The sequence below is a fragment of the Pseudaminobacter soli (ex Li et al. 2025) genome, assembly GCF_003012705.1.
GTDB classification, from domain to species: Bacteria; Pseudomonadota; Alphaproteobacteria; order Rhizobiales; family Rhizobiaceae; genus Pseudaminobacter; species Pseudaminobacter soli.
This window is the reverse complement of sequence record NZ_PXYL01000034.1, coordinates 1-18223: the sequence shown is the minus strand read 5'-3', so window position 1 is coordinate 18223 and position 18223 is coordinate 1. Positions and strand designations below refer to the sequence as shown.

Below are 18223 nucleotides of genomic sequence, written 5' to 3'. Positions count from 1 at the left end.
TATGGCTGTCACCCACGGGCCGTCGTCAGCGCGGCACAGTCACGTGTTCCTCGGCGCAGGCCATGAAAGCGCTGAGCGCCGAACTTGGGCCGTGATAGCTCTTTGTGCCGTCATGATGGCCCTCGAGATCGTCGGCGGCCTGCTGTTCGGCTCGATCGCACTGGTCGCCGACGGGCTGCACATGAGCACGCATGCCGGCGCGCTGCTTCTTGCCGCCCTGGCCTATAGTTTTGCGCGCCGCTACGCGCAGGACCCGCGCTTCAGCTTCGGCACGGGCAAGCTCGGCGACCTGGCCGGGTTCACGAGCGCGATCATTCTCGCGATGATCGCGCTTCTAATCGCCTATGAGGCTGTGACGCGGCTCTTTCAGCCGGTGCCAATCCACTTCGCCGAAGCAACTCCGATCGCGGTTCTGGGGCTCGCCGTCAATGTCGCAAGCGCCTGGCTGCTCAGTGGAGGCGGCCACCACCACAGCCATGGTCACGGTCATGCTCCAGGCCATGGCGGCCACGACGAGGAACATCTGATCGAGACCGTCGCCGGTTCCGTCCGGCTGACCGTGTTCGAAGACGGGGTGCCGCCTGTTTTCCGTATGTTCGGTGATGATCTGTCGGCCGCGTCGGTCCTCATCGAGACTGTGCGGCCAGACGGGGTGCGGCAAGTCTTTGCGATGGCCGATCGAGGTGGCTGGCTTGAGAGCGACGATACGATCCCTGAGCCGCATGCCTTCATCGCCCAAGTATATATTGGCGATCGGAACTATCCGGTCACTTTCGCGGAACATGACCACGGCGCGCACGACCACGCTGCGCACCGGGATAACAACATGCGCGCGGCTATCGTCCATGTGTTGGCCGACGCGGCCGTCTCGGTGATGGTCATTGTCGGCTTGCTCTTGGCGCGCGCCTTCGGTTGGCTCTGGATGGACCCCCTTGCCGGAATCGTCGGGGCGTTCGTCATAGCCAGTTGGTCATGGGGGCTTGTGCGCGATACGGGCGCGATCCTGCTCGACATGGTTCCCGACCGACGCATCGCCGACGAGGTCCGTCGGGCCGTCGAGACTGAAGGTGATCGCGTCGACGACCTGCATCTCTGGCGGCTCGGACCTGGTCACCTGGGCGCGATCGTGTCCATCGACACGACAATGGATCGCGGGCCAGAGTTTTATCGTGCTCGCCTAGCTCGCTTTTCGACGCTCTCTCACGTCACAGTGGAAGTTTATCACTCCGCGGCATGAATGATCTTTGCTCGTAATGGCGGAAACTCCCGCCGGGCTGGCAGTTTCGCACGCGGGTCTTGGCTGATGGACTGAACTGGGCCCTCGGGGTGACCCGCGAACAAGCGTCTGGACTCGATGAGCAGCTGCGACATTGGCGCGTACCGGGAGCAACTGCACATCGAGCTGGCGAAAGAGGTGATGGCAGCGAAATCGGTTACGCGATTTCAAGATACGGATCCGCCATTTGGTCGCAGTAGATGGCACGCGCTTGTGTTGAGAATGCGTGGCGGTGTAAATTGCGTTCATGCGCTGGTTGGCCAGACATTTTTTTGCCCTGTTGCTCGCAGTTTCCGTGACTGGCGGCTTGAGCTTGTCTCCCGTTCTGGCCAGCGACATGGCGATCAAGATGGCAGCGGCCGACATGGGCATGCCGTCCGCTGATGGCTGCACCGGTTGCCACGACCAGGGCATGGACAGCGGCAAGATGACAACCTGCCTCCAGGTCTGCGCCGCTCCTGTTATGGCACTGCTTCCGCACGGCTTGGCATCCGTCATCGCCCTTCCGGCGTCCAGCGTTATGCCGCTGCCCGCTTCTGTCCTGCCCGGACGGGACACCGTTCCCGATCCACATCCCCCAAGACCTTTCGGCCTCATCTGACGCCACGAATCCGCCTGCGCGCTGATCCTGGCGTTTGAGCTCGCCTGCTCCGGTTACGCGGACAGGTGCGAATTGCTGATGACCTGTGAGCATCCCGGCTTGCAGGCCATCTGCGATTGCTGGTGAAAGGAATGGAAGTGACTGTCTTTTCGAATTGCTGGGTGTCCCGCCGGGAGTTTCTCCGAGCGGGCAGCGGCCTCGTTGCCGCAACGATTATGCTGAAGTCCTCCCCGGGGATTGCCGCGGCTCAACGTGAGTACAAGATCTCGCCGGGTTACGCCCGTGCGGCTCTCAAAGGCGGGGACGGTCCGATCGCCGAGGTCTGGGCCTATGATGGTCGTACCCCCGGACCTGAGATCCGGCTCCGCAAGGGAGAACTTGCCCGCATCGTCGTCGAAAACCGATTGGACGAGGATACGACCGTCCATTGGCACGGCATCAGGTTGCCGAATACCATGGACGGTGTGCCTGGGCTGACGCAACCACCGATCAAGCCGGGCGAGAGCTTTGTCTACGAGTTCACGCCGCCGGATGCCGGAACGTTCTGGTACCATCCGCATGCCGACAGCTTGCAGCAGCTGGGGCGTGGTCTGGCGGGCGCTTTGATTGTCGAAGAACCGGAACCGGTCGAGGTCGACCGGGATCTGGTATGGGTCCTCACCGACTGGCGGCTGGACACCGAGGGGCAGATCGTCCCTGGCTTCGGCAACCCCATGGAAGCGGCGATGTCGGGCCGGGTCGGCAACACGGTGACCCTCAACGGCATGGTTTCAAAGGACCAGAGCGTCCGATCAGGCGAGCGTATCCGCCTGCGGCTCGTCAACACCTCGCTCGCCCGCATCATGGCGCTGAAGTTCGAAGGGCACAGGCCCGTTGTTGTCGCGACGGATGGCCAACCCTGCGATCCCCACGAGCCAGATGGCGGCAGGCTGCTGCTCGGACCCGCCATGCGTATCGACGTGATCATTGACATGCAGGGCGCGCCGGGCAGCCGCCATGCCGTGGTCGACGATTTCTACGACGGATTGGCCTACGAGGTGACTGGCCTTTCCTATGCAACAGATGCGCCATTGCGGGAAAACCCTGTCGAGGCCGCGCTCCGTCTGCCGAACAACCCGCTTCCTCAACCTGATCTTGGGAATGCCGAACGCCTCGAACTGGTGCTTCAGGGCGGCATGATGGGCGGTGGCATGATGCAAGGATTGGGCGGCATGTCTGGCGATATGGCACATGGCCACGCGATCTGGTCGATCAATGGCACTTCGATGAAGGGCGATGGCCATGCCGACATGCCACCACTAGTGACGCTCGCGGGGGGGCAGAGCCATGTTGTCACCATGCGCAACGAGACCGCCTGGTGGCATCCGATGCACCTGCACGGGTTCAGCTTCCGGATACTCAGTCGCAACGGTGCGGCCGTGCCCCACAATCAGTGGGCCGACACCGTCCTTCTCGCACCAAGGGACATCGTCGAGGTTGCTTTCGTGGCGGACAATCCCGGCGACTGGATGCTGCATTGCCATGTCACCGATCATCAGACCACCGGGCTGATGACCGTTCTCAGGGTCGGCGACGGCAAAGGCAAGACATGACGGCGCAGCCGAACCTGCCGATCAACACGACAACCACTTAGACAAGGAAAACACCGATGCTTCGCATTCTCGCTTTCACCACTTTCCTCGCCACCAGCCTTACCGTCGTTCACGCGGGCGAGGCACATAAGGTCCTGCTGTACAAGAATCCTCAATGCAGCTGCTGCGAGGGCTATGCCGACTACCTGCGCCAGAACGGCTTCGAGGTCGACGTCAAGCCGACCAACGACCTGGCCGAGATCAGCCGGAAAGCTGGCGTGCCCGAGAACCTCCAAGGCTGTCATACAGCCTTCATCAACGGCTACGTCGTTGACGGGCACGTGCCCGTAAACATCGTCGAGAAGCTGATCACCGAGCGGCCTGACATAGCCGGGATTTCACTGCCAGGGATGCCGATGGGGTCGCCGGGCATGGTGGGCGACAAAACCGAGCCGTTCACCGTCTCTGCCGTCACCAAGGACGGCAAGCAGCCAACGGTGTACGCGACCGAATAGAGGCTGGCACAACGACGTCCCGGCCACCCGCGCATCAGCGCGCGGGGACATTAGCTCGCCATATGGGAGGCCAGGACACTGGCCTTCCTTGGCAATCGAGAAAGAAAACCCATGGTCAATATCCAAACACACGAACACTCCAGCTCGCCGTTCCGGAAGGTTCCCAGCCTGAAACATGCTGCCGTGCGCAGAGGCGTGCTCTTGCTTGCAGCCGCAGCCGCCGTCGTCGCTGGCATGGCCTTCAACTGGAAATGGCTCGCGGCAACCAGCATTGCCCCACTGTTGGTGGCGACGCTGCCTTGCGTCGCCCTCTGCGCCGTCGGGGCGTGCATGAGCCGATTGCGATTGAGGCCCAATGGGGCCGATGCATCCGTCTCCGACAAGATCTCGGCCAGCAAATGCGGATGCGAAGGGGGCAAGCCATGACACGCGGTATCGTTCCAGCCTGCCGAATGGCGGTAGCCGAAATACTGAGCGGCATTGCCATGCGCGGCTTCATCGCCTGGGCGCTGGTTGCGGGCCTGACGTTGACCGCCAGCGCGCACTCGCTTGACGAAGTCGAGACCATGATCGGCGACAAGGAGAAATACTTCCAGCCGATCGACAAGCCAGCCCCCGACTTCACCCTCCAAACTGCAGACGGCGATCATGTGCGCCTTGCCGAGCTTCGCGGCAAGGTCATCGTGCTGCATTTCATTTACACCTCATGTCCTGATGTTTGCCCTCTCCATGCCGAGAAGATCGCCGAGGTGCAGAAACTCGTGAACGCAACGCTGATGAAGGATCGCGTCGTGTTCGTGACCGTTACCACGGATCCATCAAGGGACACGTCCGAGGTGATGCGCGGCTACGGTCCCACGCACGGACTCGATCCCGTCAACTGGAAGTTCCTCACTACGATACAGGGCGAGCCCGAGGACGCGACCCGCAATCTGGCGCAGAAATTCGGCCACAAGTTCACGAAGACCGACGACGGCGACCAGATGCACGGCATCGTCACGCATGTCATCGACGAGGATGGGAACTGGAAGGCGAACTTCCACGGCCTCAATTTCGATGACGTGAATTTCGTGACGTTCGTCAACGCTCTCACCAACGGCACCAGCAAGCCGCATCAACATCCTAAGAGGAAATGGTGGGACTTTTTCTGACGAAGTGTGAAGGTGGCCTTCCTTGCCCGGCAGGTTCTGCGAGCTAGGAACATCGGAGAAGTTGCGGTGAAATAGGAGCCCGACGACAATGAATCAGATGATGTCTGGAGGAATGATGGGGATGGGTCTTTTCGGCCTTGTGATCCTTATACTTGCGGTTCTAGGCATCGCAGCTTTGGTCAAATATCTGTTCTTCCGTTGAAGTCGCCAGTTCATCGATCGGCGACCAAAAACAACGACGAAGAACTGGAAAACCAGAATGGAAAGCAACAGCGGCTCGCTGAGCCCGCCAGGCCATGCACCGAAGCCCCCGAAGAATGTGATAATAGAATCTCATCACGTCTTCGGGGGAACAGAAAAAATCAAGATGACAGTGGGTTCACGCAGACGTTAGAATCAATATTCGATGAACTCAGACCACTCTTCCTGTGTTCGTAGCCTTATCGGTTTTGGACGCTATCGATATTGCGCTGGTTTTGCCCCAGGCGACTGCGGATTTCGACGGATTAAGGTGTTCCGTCGCGGAGGCGTCGAGCCTTGATTTGCAAGAGTACATGCGCAATTTCGGCAGGAGGGCGGCAATCCTACACCTGTTCAGAGTGGAAGATGCTGGCCAGTCAAACCTCGACGTGGGAGCGATTTATAGCGCTTGGGGCTTCGATCTTGTGCCCACAACTTCGGCCTACGCTCACCAGGCCGAATTCCCGGAGTCCGTGTCCTTCGTTGTGCGCTCTGGGACGCAAGATATAGCATCAGATCCAGTCCAATAACGAAGCGTTCGAGAGCCCGCGTGGACTGCGCTGGGTGTATGCGGTCTAGCTAGGATCAGCCATCGCGATGAATCTCCGCCTCGGAGCAAGGCGCTCCCATTTGGAAGTTTCACTGACCAATCCAAAATTCGAAGGGGTCGGGTTAACTTGATCGCCGGCCATTTTCGAATTTGCGACGTTCGATCGACACGATGCTGGCCCGATTAAAGTTGGTTCCAGCCATGAACCATCCGCCTATCGATTTCTTGGATGCGACATCACTTGCTCGAGAAGCCTCCTTTGAGCTTCTCGAACGTCTCCATGCATCTTTTCACGTTCTCAACCATGACCTCACGGCCAAAGTCGGGGTAAATGTTCTAGCCGATAGTTTTCTGACCGCGTTTTGAAGCTTTAGCGTTCTCAGCGCGTTTCTTGCCCAGACCCATTTTCTTGGCGAGCGTCGACCGAGCCGCGGCGTAAGTAGGCGCAACCATCGGATAGTCGGCCGGGAGTCCCCATTTTGCGCGATATTCGTCGGGGGTCAGATTGTAGTGCGTAGTAAGATGTCGCTTCAACGATCTGAACTGTTTTCCGTCTTCGAGGCAGATCAAATAGTCATCCGTCACTGATTTTTTGACCGAAATCGCGGGCTTCGGGGCCTCATCGGCAGGAGCAACTGACTCTCGGCCGAGCTTGCTGAGGGACGCATGAATTTCAGCAATCAATCCGGGCAGCGAAGCTGCCGGAATGGCATTGTTGGAAATGTAAGCTGACACGACATCAGAAGTCAGCCGAACAAGCGCATTATCATCTGCAGAAGACACTGTTATCTCCGTTATTTCACCCCCGATCCGGGTTTAGCGAACTCGTCCAGCAATGCAATATGGTTTCGCAAGTGTTGGTTCCAGTTGGAACTAATGAGGCAGCGCTGAGAGAACCGCGACGCTCTGAAGAAAATATTCCTCTCCCGATTGAGGTTGAGGCGTGTTCGCGGTATGTTCTCGTGCTATGTCAGTAGCAGTCAATCAGCGACATTCTGGTGGCGTGTTTCTGGCGACAGCCTAGTCGATGAAGGCATTCACGACGGCGACCTGATTGCCGTTGATCGCGCAGGAAAGAAACGCGTCGGTCGCATTGTCCTGGCTTGTTGTCGACGGCGCAGTGACGGTCAAGAAGCTGGCAAAGCGAGAAGGCCGCTATTGGCTGGACCCAAAATCACGGGGGAGGGAATTCACGCCAAATTTGGGGCGTCATTGCTGGTGTCGTTCGCCGATACCCTGTCGATTGACGCAAGGGCGAACTACCGATGCCCGATCCGATCGCTCTCATCGACTGCAACAACTTCTACGTCAGCTGCGAACGGGTGGCATTGCAACCGCGCAGCGGGCACACCGCACAGGAAAGTCGCCAGGGCCAACAATGGCGTCCTTGGACCGCGACCGGACCGGCAACTTCGAGCACGGATTTTCATAAACAGACCTTTGGGGCCCGCGATGATTGCGCGGTACCTCGAATGAAGAAAAAATGAAGCCCGCCGCCTCTAGAGAGACGGCGGGCCAGCGCTTGGCGGGAAAATGGCCTGAACCGCAAGGAGCGGCCGACCTTACCGGACGCGCCTAATATCGCGGACGATTTTCGGGATAGCAGGGGCCGTAACGGGGGTTGCAGTGGCGATGCGGATACAGGCCGAACCCAAAGAAGCCACCGCCACCCACGCCGCTGCTACCAACGCCGCCGCCACCCACACCGCCGGCGCCCACGCCGCCGCCCCCCATGCCGCCGCCGCCCATGCCCCCGCCGCCGCCGTGTCCGCCACCGCCGCCGCCGCCGCCGCGGACGAGCTGCAGGCCGCCGGGATCATCGTCTTGCTTGGGCAGGAGGACGCCTGTCCGAAGGCCGCCCTGGTCGCAGTGCATAGCGGTGCTACAGCTCAGTTCGTGTATGCCGCTGTCCACCGGTTGTGCCGGAAGAGTGCGAAAAGCCTCGCCTGCCACGTTGGCCGTCGGGACAACGTCGGGAATGGAGCCAGGAAAGCTCGCGGCAAACGCACCGCCGTAGAGCGCCCCAATGCTCAGCAAGCCCGAACATGCAAGTGTGGAAAGATAGCGTTTCATTGTCTTCTCCAAGGGAAATTGTCCGTGGAGTCCAATGCCTGCGATGATCGTAGGGGGATTGACCTCTATGCGATGATCGTTTGGGGGGCTCTATCGGACCTCTTAGACAAACGCATCGTGAGCAGAAAAAATTCCCTGGGAGAGGACCTCATCGAGGTACCGTCCTGCCCGAAGAGGCGGACGGCACCTTTGGTGCGCGCGTAGCGGTCATCCGAGGAAACAAAGGGCTCGGCAAGGAAAAGACCCGCCCTGGATATAAAAGGCGGGCAGTTCTGCAGAGACGACCCAAATGAAAAACGCGAGGCCGGAGATTAGCGGGGGCGGACCGGTTGCCTTCAGGCGTTGAACTACTGCAACCCGCTGCCAGGCACGGAAGCGCAGCGGCTCGCTATCGCGCGAATAATGCGAGCCCGGACGGACTGTCACGGCCTCAGCCGCCGATCACCACTCCGCGTCCTGCCGAGATTAGTCCTGCCATTTCTACTCAGGCAGCCTTATCGCGGCCAATCGCCTGGATCTTGTCCCAGACGTGTCCGGGGCAGGGGATGTCGAGGCCGAAAACAGTTTCGAACGTGTCCGCGAGATGATCCGCGCTTGTAATGTGGCATTCGACAACTCTGTCGGGCGTGACGGTGCGCAAGCGATCGTTCTGCAGCGCGACATAGCCGTCCGTGGTGTGACGCAGGACTGCCAGTGCGTTTGTGAACGGCGACCCGGGATCCCGGATCAACCAGGCATGGGTGGCGGCCATGGCGGCTTCGTCGCCGTGATCGGCCCGGAAATCGAAGCTGCGTGCGATGCCATGCAAATGATTGTTGAAGCGCAGCCAGCCGTCCTCCGTCGGCATGATCGAAAAATCGAAACCGCGCTGGCTGATTGGTCCGACAGCAAGCGGCACGGGTTCGATGATGGCGTCGGCCACGCCGACCTCGGCGAGGTAGGGGCGGTCGAGATCGACACGCAGGGTCAGGTGATTGCCGATGGCGATGTCGCCCAGTTTTTCACGATTGACGCCGCCACACAGGCGGGTCACCCGGAAACCGAGCGCATCGAGAGCGGCGCCGAAGAGACCGTTCATCTCGTAGCACCAGCCGCCGCGCCTGCTATCCACCATCTTGGCGAAGGCGGACGCCGGGGTGATCGAGGACGGCCATCCCATGAAGGCATCCAGCGCCTCCCAGGTGAATGTCATGAGATGAGCGTGGTGAAGTCTCGACAGGCTGTGACGGTCGAGAGAAATCGGCCGCTCGACCCCGATCCTTGCGAGATAGGTGTCAAGCTGCTGGGCTGTCAGGGTCATTCCGTTTTCGTTTGAAGGCACGTGTGTCATCCGTCGGTCTCCTTTCGATCGACCGCTGGTGTGTGGTTCTCGACGTTGTGTTTCAGGGTGGCCCGTCGCCGGATCAGGCGACCTTGCGATCTTCGTCGGGCAGGAAGGTCAGGCCGAAATCCATTGCGACGGAGGCGATTTGCACGGGCGTTTCGGGCTTGCAGAGCTCGATGAGCGGAAAGAAGTTTTCGAACCCGCCCGGCGTCACCACGACCATGAGGCGACCTTCCTGCTCTCCGATATTCCGGAATCGGTGCGGCACCCCGCGCGGCAGCGCGATGCAGCCACCTTCCGCCAGTTCGACATAGTCGCCGGCACACCAGAAACCAAAGCTGCCGCAGAGGACGCGGAAGAATTCGTCCTCGCGCTCATGCACATGAAGCGGTGGACCCTCTCCGGGCGGCACAATGGCCTCAAGCATGCCGAGCGAGCCGCCTGTATTGGCCGCCATCATGCGTATGATGTGTTTGCCGAACGCCAACACCGGCGTTCCATGGCTGGGTGGTGATACCGCCGCACAAGTGAATGTCTTCATTTGGGTCTCCGTTTGCTTGAGGACACCCATCGATTACTTTGTGGTGCGGCAGATGATAAGATCGATGAATTGGCATCATTGTATGGATAATAGATCTCATGAAGACGCTCGACCCGCTTGACGGGATTGCTGCCTTTCTAACGGTCTCCACGCATCTCAGCTTCTCTAAGGCGGCGGACGAACTCGGCATGTCGCGCGCGACGGTGGGGGCACAGGTGCGGCAGCTCGAGGATCGCCTCGGCATCCGCCTCTTCCAGAGATCGACGCGCAGGATCGCTCTGACCGAAGCGGGGGCAGCCTACCGGGAGGCGCTTTCGGGCATCCTGCCGCAGATCAGGGAAGCGGAACGGGCGGCAACCTCGTTCCAGAAGGAAGCCGTCGGGCGATTGCGGGTGTCCGCGCCGCCCGATCTCGGGCAGCTAGTGATCGTGCCGGCGGTTTCAGAGTTCCTCAAGCTCAACCCGGCTGTGTCGATCGAGCTCGACCTGTCGCACCGGGCCGTAAACCTGATTGAGGATGGCTTCGACCTTGCCATTCGAGGCCGCCTGTCGGTCGATATCAACCTCATCACCCGGCAACTGGCGACATCGTTAATCGTGATTTGCGCCGCGCCGGACTATATCGCCGACCATGGCGCGCCGGAGACGCCACACGACCTTGCCCGCCATGCCTGCCTCCACTTTGCCGAACTGAGATGGGGGCGGATCTGGCCGTTCAGCAGGAACGGGGAAGAGTTTCGTATTCCGATCGTCCCCCGGCTGGAGCTCAATCACAGCCTTGGCCTGCGCGACGCCGCCTTGCTTGGGGCCGGGATCGTCCTCCTGCCCGACTTCATCGTCGGGGACGACATCAGACAGGGCCGTTTGGTACGTCTTCTCCCCGATTGGGATATCGGCACGATACAGTTGCAGGCGGTCTATCCGGCCAATCGTCATATCGCAGTGAAGGTTCGACGCTTCGTCGCTTTCCTGGCGGGAATACTGCGGCCGTAGCGATGAAGTATGTCCGCGAAGCGTGTGATAGGCGCGTTCGTCAGTGGGCGGAACCGCCACTTTCCGGCTGGCGCGAAAAAGGGCCGCCCCGAAGGTCGAGGCGGGCAACACCAAACTAGTTCATGAGAGCTTACGCGCAGTGTAGCCAAGAGCGTTCAGGGCTCTTCTTGCTCCATTGGCCAGTCACTCGGTGAGAACAGCTCTATGGAAAAGCCTCCCAGGCAGCGTGATTTCGGTCTCCACGCCGCCTTCGACGAACCTGCGCGTATAATTGCCACGCAATTGCGACTTGATCGTGAGATCGAGGAGCTGAGAGCCAAAGCCACTGACCGCGACTTCTGGTTGGTCACCCGTCTCGGGGACTTTCTCTGACCAGATGATATGCAACTGGTCACTGTTGCGCCGGACCTGGACTTCCAGAACACCCTGCGGATCGCTCAAGGCGCCATATTTGGTCGAGTTGGTCGCCAGTTCGTGGAAAATGAGCGCCAAAGGGGTAACCAGTCCCCTGTCGACGAAGGCATCCTCGTCAACGACAACTCTCCTCTCTGCCCCATCCTCATAGGGTCTGAGCAGAACACCGAGCAGCTCCCGGACCGAAATTCGCGCACCGATGGTGCCGGTTGATTGCTCATTTAGGATGAGGTCATGCGCAAACCTCAAGGCCACGAGACGACTTCTAAGCACGTCCGCCAGCGGCCGCATGTCAGGGAAATCGCGAACGGTGAGGCCAATCAAACCATTGACCAGTGCGAACAGGTTCTTGATCCGATAATCAAGTTCCCTGGATACGAGCTCGCGTTCGGCGGCGAGAGATTTCGTCTGTTCGAGATACTCTTTTCTCGTCGTGGTCGTCGTCGAGACGATAAGCGGGCTCAAGGAGATGAGCGCGCCCGCCATACTGATCGAAAGTACTGTGGAATCGCTAAAACCCGCCACGTCGACAAAACCGAACGTCGCGATGATTGCCCATGTGCAGAATGTGAACGTCAACACGGCGGTCAGGAACACACGATACGATATGGCGCACCAAAGAAGGGCGGGAACCGGGAAAGCGAATGCCGCGATTCCACCGAACAAAATTCCTACGACCGCCGACAGAGCCAGCGCCAGGATGGGTGCCTGATCGTGAAAGGACAGCGGCAGTTGCTGTTTCCATTGCCCTGGTTCGGGGAGGGTGAGGAGCATCGGTACCAAGGCCAGTTGGTTCAATAGCTCGACCGAAAACCAGAACCGGAAGGCGCTTACTTCTGCCGGATTGAAATACAAGGAGCCGACCAGGGCCGGGCCTGCAATTCCGCCAAACAGAGATGCAGGAACGACAGCGCCGAGCAGGCAAAATATCGAGGTTGGCCGCTCCAGACGCTGATCAACCCGATCGAAACGAGAGAGCAGGACATAACCGATGGCGACAATGCCGAAATTGTATGCGCCCAGCCCCACGCTGACGGCAAGGCCATAGCCGATAGTCCAGATGGCGATCGCGAAGCCGACAAGACAAGCGAGCCAACCTGGGGGACGCGCCAACAGAGGAAAGCGGACGATCATGCCGAGCATGAATGCATTCGCCGGCCAGACCAGCCCCAGGATGATGTTGTTTTCCGTGTAGACGCCAAGCAGGAACAGTGCCGAATAGGCAGCTCCAAACATCAAATAGACAAGCCATGCTCGACCGGCCGATTGTCTGCCTACTTTGACGTCGATTTCGCCAGAGCTGGGCATCGTTTGCCCTCCCAGGAATGCCATTCATTCCGGCATTGTCGGGCCGCCACGTCAGGAAACCACGAATGCCGCGAGCCGACAAGCAAACACCCTCACATCCGCTGAACGAGCAATTCCGCAGCGCTGCGTCGGCTTGCATCCGAACTGGCAATTTCCATTGATCCGAGCGGGAAAAGGGCCGCCGCCCCAGACGACGGCCGCCTTGGTATCCAGCGTAGACGTATTCAAGATCACGCCGGATTTGCGGACCACAGACTAAACTCGCCAGCGCCGCTGATGCTCCGCAGGTTGCCGCTGTCCAGGTTCGCGCCTATATTTTCGCGTCGATCTTGCTGACGAACGTTGTTTCTGCGCCTTGGTGCCCAGACGATCTTCCTTCTCAATTTCGACAACTAGCCGTTTGGCTCGGCCAAGCGCGCCATTGAGCACCGATTTGAAAGGAAGCCTCATGGCCACCGGAACGGTAAAATTCTTCAACTCCACCAAAGGCTTTGGCTTTATCGCCCCGGATGAGGGCGGCCCGGACGTTTTCGTCCACATTTCCGCCGTCGAACGCGCCGGCATGCGTACCCTCGTCGAGGGCCAGAAGCTCTCGTTCGATGTGGTGCGCGACCCCCGCAAGGGAAAGATCTCGGCAGATAACCTTCAGGCGGCATGACGCAATAGGGCTTCCGGTCTTTGACCGCGAATTTGTTGGCCGTCGGGCCATCAGCAGAAGGTCGGGAGATCCCGGCCTTTTTCGTTTGAAGGATGACCATGATGAATGGAGATGACGATCCTATCCGGCCAAAACGACACAGCCCGCAGGACAAGACCGAGAACACGACCAGGGTCGCTCGCGAGATACTGGATGCGGAGACCGCCAAGCGGGAAGCCAAGACAGAACGCCTTAGGCTGGCTCGCTTGGCCAAGGAGGTCGCGGAACCCGCACAAATCTACAAGGCGGCAGGTAAGAAACGTCACTGATGGCCGGCCGCTCGGGCGAGGCGATCATCCGGTCGATTTTCGGATTTGGAACAAGCACCTCTAGATCGCCGAAGGGCGTAAGACGAAATTGGCTGCCTGACTTGCACTCCGAGCTCCGGCCGCGTACCTCCACGCGTCTCTAATAAAGGCTGGCAGTCTGCCGCCTGGCCGGTGCGCATGGGGCACTTGTCGCACAGGCCGCTCCGCTCCGACGTGGAGTGAGGGCTGGCGACCAGAAGCGGAAGCTCGCTAGTCGGCGATCGAGCGAATGACCCGCGCCGGATTTCCTCCGACAAGGGTATTCGGGGCGACGTCCTTGGTGACTACCGAACCCGCAGCCACGACCGAGTTTTCGCCTACAGTCACCCCGCCAATTATCATTGCACCGGCTGCGATCCAGACGTTTCTCTCTATCACGATGGGGTTCCCGATTGTAACGGCGCGGCGCTGCGAAGGTTCTAGGGGATGACCCGTTGTGATGATGTTCACGTTCGGCCCGATCATCACATCGTCTCCGATGTCGAGGCCGCCTAGGTCATAGAAAGTGCAGTTCTGATTTACGAAGACACTCCTCCCGACCCGGATTTCGTCCCCGCCGGCGGTATAAAATGGAGGGATCAGTATGAAGTTCTCGTCCACCTTTTTGCCGATTAATTCGCTGAACAAGGCCCGTATTTCGTCGGCATCGTTGAATGTCAGACGATTGAGTGCGGCAGTGATTGCCACCGCGCGTTTGGTGTTTGCCACCATAGCCGCAAATTCCGGCGTCCTTCTGTGAATTATCTTGGTGGCGTCCTTGCTCGACATTCGTGATTTTCCCGGGCGTGCAGTTGAAGGTGCGTTTCGGCGCACGAGTGCAGCACCGAGATTCGGTGAGTGTAGACACAAAGCGAATTGTCCGCTCCCCACCCGTTCACGACCCTCGCAAACGCAAAAAACCCGCCGCCTCGAGAGAGACGGCGGGCCAGTGCTTGTCGGAAAAATGGTCTGAACCGCAAGAGGCGGCCGACCTTACCGGACGCCCCTAATATCCAGGATACCAGGGACCGTAATAGGGATTGCGGTAAGGATACCGATACTGGCCGAACCCAAAGAAGGTGTCGCCGCCACCAGCGTCAACGCCTCGGCCCCCGCCGCTGCCACTCACTCCGCTGCCGCCCATACCGCCACTGCTGTGTCCTCCGCCGGTGCCGCCGCCGTGTCCGCCGCCACCGCCACCACCGCCGCCGCGGACGAGTTGCACACCGCCAGGATGATCGTTCTGCTTGTGGATGAGGACGGCTGGCTGCAGGCCGCCCTGGTCGCAACGCATGGCGGTGCTGCAGCTCAGGCTACCGCTGTCCACCGGTTGTGCCGGATGAGTGCGGAAAGCCACGCCGACTGCGTTGACCGTCGGGATGATGTCAGGAATGGAGCTCGGAATGGGCGCGGCAAACGCACCGCCGTAGAGCGCTGCAATGCCCAGCAATCCCGAATATGCGAGTGTGGAAAGATAGCGTTTCATCGTCTTCTCCAAGGGAAACTGTCCGTGGAGCCCAATGCCTGCGATGATCGCAAGGGGATTGACCTCGATGCGATGATCGTTGGGATTTGGCCTCTATCGGACGACCTAGTAAGTAGACTCGCAGTGGACGAAAATATTCCCTTGGACAGGAACACATGGAGGTGCCGTCCTCCCTTGGAGTGGCGGACGACCCTGTCGAGGGTGCCGACTCTGAGCCGCACGGCTTCTTTGGGGGGCATGTACAGCAAGCCCGCCGCCAGGGGTGAGGCGAGATGACGGGCCTGTGGCATCCAGCGTAAGTAGCATAGCGCGTTGACCAATGATGGCAACGTTGGAGCCGCGCGCATTGCATTTGTGGCCTTTGCCCGGGCGAGAGGCGTTCTGGTGCCCGAAGCACTCACGGCTGCCATGACCGAGGCTGCACGGGAGTGGCTGAAACGCTGATCTCTTGCAACCACATTCCTCGCATAAGCGTTGACGCGGGGAGGTGATGTTGCGATGGATCGCGGCTTGTTCTTTCCCGTCCCGGTGACGCTTCCCGACGGCAGTGTCTTTTGCGTCGCTGATGTCATCCAGGTGGGTGATTTCCTTCTGCATCATTGGCCGGGACCAGATAGTCCTACTCAGTCCAGGGCGCGTCGTGCCTGTCTCAGATTCCTGGACGGACAAGCCACCCCACTGGAAGTTCGTGAAGCCTTCGAGGAAGCCGCCGAGGAGGTTGGTATTTTGGTGCACTGAGGTCCGCCGCCGCTGCGGGCGTCCCTGTGTCCGCAATGTCCGCACGCCGTGTGTCCGCAGTTATCCCGTTGCGCCAGTCCATCTCGACGTGCGCCGGATCAAGCCTCCCATCTGAAAAATCCGGGAGATGCCCGCTTTATCCGCCTCCAATGTCAGAACCGGACGGTTCGCTGTCGGCCCCAGTCGGGTCATTCAAGACGCGGCTCAACCGTCGGCTCCTGGGCGCGAAGCGGCCGCTCCCATCCTCAGCCGCCGTCGAGCAGAGCGAGACGCCACCGCTGTACCTGTCGGCACCGGCGATCCACCCAGTCGCCGGGGGAATATTATCGCTGAAGTCCGGGTGGCTCAAACGTCTCAGCGTTGGATGGCAGACGCATCGCGCAGAGCTGGTTCGGCCAGAAGATCTAGATCGGCTCCCATGCCGTTCCGGACAGGAAGACATGATCCGAAGCCGACCCGCAATTCCCAATATGGGGACAGAAGCTCTGCGCGGATGTCGGCCATACAGGCAAATTCTGCCTCTACTCGGGAGCAAACGTCGCGGGTGACGATGCTGAAGGTCGTGGTTGCGCCAAGAGCGGTCATCTCCGAGCTAGGCTGTGAACCCATAAAGACCGAGTTTGGGTGGACAGCGGCCTGCCCGTTTCGTGCGATCGGAAAGGACAGGCCGCCGCCAGAGCGCGCTATTTCAGCGGCAAAAACAGTTCCGCGACCGCCTCATGCTCCGGCACCTCCGGGAAGAAGCTCAGCCGCTGACAGTAGATTGGGAAGTCGCGTGCTTCCTCGCCGCTGGCCGGCAGCCAGTCGCGATAAAGGTAGAGCGCGGCGGGCTCCAGATTGTCGGTGTTGCCGACGACGCGCAGCACCGCGCAGCGTCCGCCAGGGATCTCGCCGGCCTTGATCTGCTCGCCGTTCACCTCGATTGGTCGATCGGTACCGACACAAAGGTCCACACTATAGTCGGCGGGCGACGCAGGACACCGTTCGGAACGCCAGACATTGAAAGTCGGGTTTGTCTTTGGGTGCAGACCAGCGGCTTTGCGCCAAGCGATGAACCTCTGGATGGTCAAGCCGAGCGTCGCCGGATCGCCCCGATGTTCCATGATCGCTACTGTCGTGGGGGGCACATCGCGGATCGTCACGTCGTCGATGGTGAAAGTCTTCTGCATGAGCTTGCTCCTCGCGTTGTCGAGAGGCCCGAAGGCCGCAAGCCACGGCTCCCAGTCGGGAGATTTCCGAAACGATGACGGCGATTGCCCGAACCGTCGCCGAAAGGCGCGGGCGAAGGCGTCCGGTGCGTCGTAGCCGGCATCCATCGCTATGTCCGTGACGCCTTGGGCGTCCATGTAGGCCAGCCGGTGCGAAGCGCGCTTCATACGGGCAAGCTGGACATAGCGATGCACGGACAACCCGAAGGTCGCCGTGAACTGTCGGTGGAAATGAAACTTCGAGAAGGCTGCAACGCCGCTCAACGCATCCAGGTCCAGATCACCGTCAAGATTCCGATCGATATGATCGAGCACCCGTTGCATCCGGACATGATAGTTCTGAAGCGCCGCCTTCATCGTTCCTCCTCCGTGGCAGCACCAGCTAAGCGCACGCAGACATGACGCGCTCGACCGATCTTGCGGTTTTGTCACGGGTCGCAGAACATCGCCAAGGACCGTTTACGGGCACGCCGAATTTATGGATGAACGGCGAAAAGGGGGCGTTTGCAGACTGGCGGCTTTCATATCGTGCCGAACTCTGATTCAAGCTCAAAATGACCGATATGACCTGACCGACTTCGAATGTCGCGTGATCAAGCCGCTGCTGCCCAACAAGCCGAGAGGCGTGCCCCGTGTCGATGATCGGCGCGTGCTCAACGGCATATTTTGGGTGCTTCGATCGGGAGCACCATGGCGCGACCTGCCAGAACACGCGGCGGGCTCACGACCAAGATCCATGTCGTTGTCGACGCGCAAGGCCTCCCGATCAGGCTCGGCCTGACGGCAGGACAGGCGCATGACGGGCAGATCGCCGACACACTGCTTGACCATCTTGGCCCGCGCACCATCGTGCTGGCGGACAGGGCCTACGATGCCGACCGCATCCGTGAACTGATTCACGAGCAAGGTGCCACCCCTAACATCCCGCCCAAGAGCAACCGGCGCTGGAGGCCCTGCTTCAGCAAGAGGCTTTACCGCGAGCGCAATCTGATCGAGCGGTTCTTCTCCAAGCTGAAGCATTTCCGCCGCGTCGCCACACGCTATGACAAGCTCGCCGCCAATTTTCTCGCGATGGTCCAACTCGCCTCGTCGCGGCTGTGGCTGCGCGCTTATGAGTCTACGGACTAGCACTACTTTGGCAGATTCGGGCAAGTCTGGTTTGAGATGATTTGTGCTCTCTTTGTTGGGGGTGCATATGACAGATTGGGATACGGAGCTTTCTGCATTTTTACAGCCTTTTCTGGAGAAGCT

At 59.9% G+C, this 18223-nt stretch carries 19 protein-coding genes and 2 pseudogenes; 13 read left to right on the top strand and 8 right to left on the bottom strand.

Annotated features, from left to right (window positions below; translation table 11 throughout):
• Position 1: 1 nt before the first annotated feature.
• From dmeF to C7I85_RS28945, 6 genes are all read left to right on the top strand, one after another.
• A complete protein-coding gene (gene dmeF / locus C7I85_RS28970) occupies positions 2-1237 on the top strand; it encodes a CDF family Co(II)/Ni(II) efflux transporter DmeF (RefSeq protein ID WP_106727463.1) in 1236 nt (411 codons plus the stop codon).
• Between the two features lie 286 nt (positions 1238-1523).
• Complete coding sequence (locus C7I85_RS28965) at positions 1524-1877, top strand: hypothetical protein (protein WP_106727462.1); 354 nt, start codon at positions 1524-1526, stop codon at positions 1875-1877.
• Positions 1878-2008: 131 nt separating this feature from the next.
• A complete protein-coding gene (locus tag C7I85_RS28960; RefSeq protein WP_106727461.1) occupies positions 2009-3469 on the top strand; it encodes a multicopper oxidase family protein in 1461 nt (486 codons plus the stop codon).
• Positions 3470-3525: 56 nt separating this feature from the next.
• Entirely contained in the window at positions 3526-3963 is a 438-nt protein-coding gene (locus tag C7I85_RS28955) for a DUF411 domain-containing protein (protein WP_106727460.1), read from the top strand.
• 111 nt (positions 3964-4074) lie between these two features.
• Positions 4075-4389, top strand: a complete 315-nt coding sequence (locus C7I85_RS30770; protein WP_146149002.1) for a hypothetical protein — start codon at positions 4075-4077, stop codon at positions 4387-4389.
• Positions 4386-5114 (top strand): SCO family protein, encoded by a 729-nt coding sequence (locus tag C7I85_RS28945; RefSeq protein WP_342587328.1) that lies wholly within the window; start codon positions 4386-4388, stop codon positions 5112-5114. The genes C7I85_RS30770 and C7I85_RS28945 overlap by 4 nt, the downstream gene beginning before the upstream one ends.
• Before the next feature lie 1126 nt (positions 5115-6240).
• Here the strand turns inward: C7I85_RS28945 and C7I85_RS28935 are convergent.
• On the bottom strand, positions 6241-6693 hold the full coding sequence (locus tag C7I85_RS28935) for a MucR family transcriptional regulator (protein WP_428832925.1): 453 nt from the start codon (positions 6691-6693) through the stop codon (positions 6241-6243).
• Positions 6694-6858: 165 nt separating this feature from the next.
• On the opposite strand from C7I85_RS28935, the pseudogene C7I85_RS31920 reads away from it, so the two are divergent.
• Both C7I85_RS31920 and C7I85_RS30765 read left to right on the top strand, forming a co-directional pair.
• A pseudogene (locus tag C7I85_RS31920) lies at positions 6859-6948 on the top strand (hypothetical protein); the annotation flags it as partial.
• 221 nt (positions 6949-7169) lie between these two features.
• Positions 7170-7391 carry a hypothetical protein gene (locus C7I85_RS30765; protein WP_146149001.1) on the top strand — a complete coding sequence of 74 codons (222 nt, stop codon included), beginning with the start codon at positions 7170-7172 and terminating at the stop codon, positions 7389-7391.
• 88 nt (positions 7392-7479) lie between these two features.
• Here the strand turns inward: C7I85_RS30765 and C7I85_RS31260 are convergent, their stop codons facing one another.
• The 3 genes from C7I85_RS31260 to C7I85_RS28910 form a co-directional block, all read right to left on the bottom strand.
• Positions 7480-7977: a hypothetical protein gene (locus C7I85_RS31260; RefSeq protein WP_181257446.1), complete on the bottom strand. Its 498-nt coding sequence runs from the start codon at positions 7975-7977 to the stop codon at positions 7480-7482.
• 484 nt (positions 7978-8461) lie between these two features.
• Positions 8462-9307 (bottom strand): arylamine N-acetyltransferase family protein, encoded by an 846-nt coding sequence (locus C7I85_RS28915; protein ID WP_106727454.1) that lies wholly within the window; start codon positions 9305-9307, stop codon positions 8462-8464.
• Between the two features lie 73 nt (positions 9308-9380).
• A complete protein-coding gene (locus C7I85_RS28910; RefSeq protein WP_106727453.1) occupies positions 9381-9842 on the bottom strand; it encodes a cupin domain-containing protein in 462 nt (153 codons plus the stop codon).
• 98 nt (positions 9843-9940) lie between these two features.
• Between C7I85_RS28910 and C7I85_RS28905 the strand changes: the two genes are divergently transcribed.
• The gene (locus C7I85_RS28905) at positions 9941-10834 is read left to right on the top strand and encodes a LysR family transcriptional regulator (RefSeq protein WP_106727452.1); all 894 of its coding nucleotides are present in this window, start codon (positions 9941-9943) and stop codon (positions 10832-10834) included.
• A gap of 183 nt (positions 10835-11017) precedes the next feature.
• On the opposite strand, the gene C7I85_RS28900 is transcribed toward C7I85_RS28905, so the two are convergent.
• Positions 11018-12556: a sensor histidine kinase gene (locus C7I85_RS28900; RefSeq protein ID WP_245445154.1), complete on the bottom strand. Its 1539-nt coding sequence runs from the start codon at positions 12554-12556 to the stop codon at positions 11018-11020.
• Between the two features lie 448 nt (positions 12557-13004).
• Here C7I85_RS28900 and C7I85_RS28895 point away from each other — a divergent pair, with 448 nt between their 5' ends.
• Both C7I85_RS28895 and C7I85_RS28890 read left to right on the top strand, forming a co-directional pair.
• Positions 13005-13214 (top strand): cold-shock protein, encoded by a 210-nt coding sequence (locus C7I85_RS28895; protein ID WP_106727450.1) that lies wholly within the window; start codon positions 13005-13007, stop codon positions 13212-13214.
• Between the two features lie 98 nt (positions 13215-13312).
• Positions 13313-13522, top strand: a complete 210-nt coding sequence (locus tag C7I85_RS28890; protein ID WP_146149000.1) for a hypothetical protein — start codon at positions 13313-13315, stop codon at positions 13520-13522.
• A gap of 249 nt (positions 13523-13771) precedes the next feature.
• Here the strand turns inward: C7I85_RS28890 and C7I85_RS28885 are convergent, their stop codons facing one another.
• Complete coding sequence (locus tag C7I85_RS28885; protein WP_106727448.1) at positions 13772-14329, bottom strand: sugar O-acetyltransferase; 558 nt, start codon at positions 14327-14329, stop codon at positions 13772-13774.
• A 217-nt stretch (positions 14330-14546) separates the two neighbouring features.
• A complete protein-coding gene (locus C7I85_RS31255; protein ID WP_181257445.1) occupies positions 14547-15026 on the bottom strand; it encodes a hypothetical protein in 480 nt (159 codons plus the stop codon).
• Positions 15027-15524: 498 nt separating this feature from the next.
• Here C7I85_RS31255 and C7I85_RS28870 point away from each other — a divergent pair, with 498 nt between their 5' ends.
• Positions 15525-15764, top strand: a complete 240-nt coding sequence (locus tag C7I85_RS28870; RefSeq protein ID WP_106727446.1) for a DUF982 domain-containing protein — start codon at positions 15525-15527, stop codon at positions 15762-15764.
• 683 nt (positions 15765-16447) lie between these two features.
• On the opposite strand, the gene C7I85_RS28865 is transcribed toward C7I85_RS28870, so the two are convergent.
• Complete coding sequence (locus C7I85_RS28865; protein ID WP_106727445.1) at positions 16448-17329, bottom strand: AraC family transcriptional regulator; 882 nt, start codon at positions 17327-17329, stop codon at positions 16448-16450.
• A 184-nt stretch (positions 17330-17513) separates the two neighbouring features.
• Between C7I85_RS28865 and C7I85_RS28860 the strand changes: the two are divergent.
• A pseudogene (locus tag C7I85_RS28860) lies at positions 17514-18100 on the top strand (IS5 family transposase).
• Positions 18101-18223 lie beyond the last annotated feature (123 nt).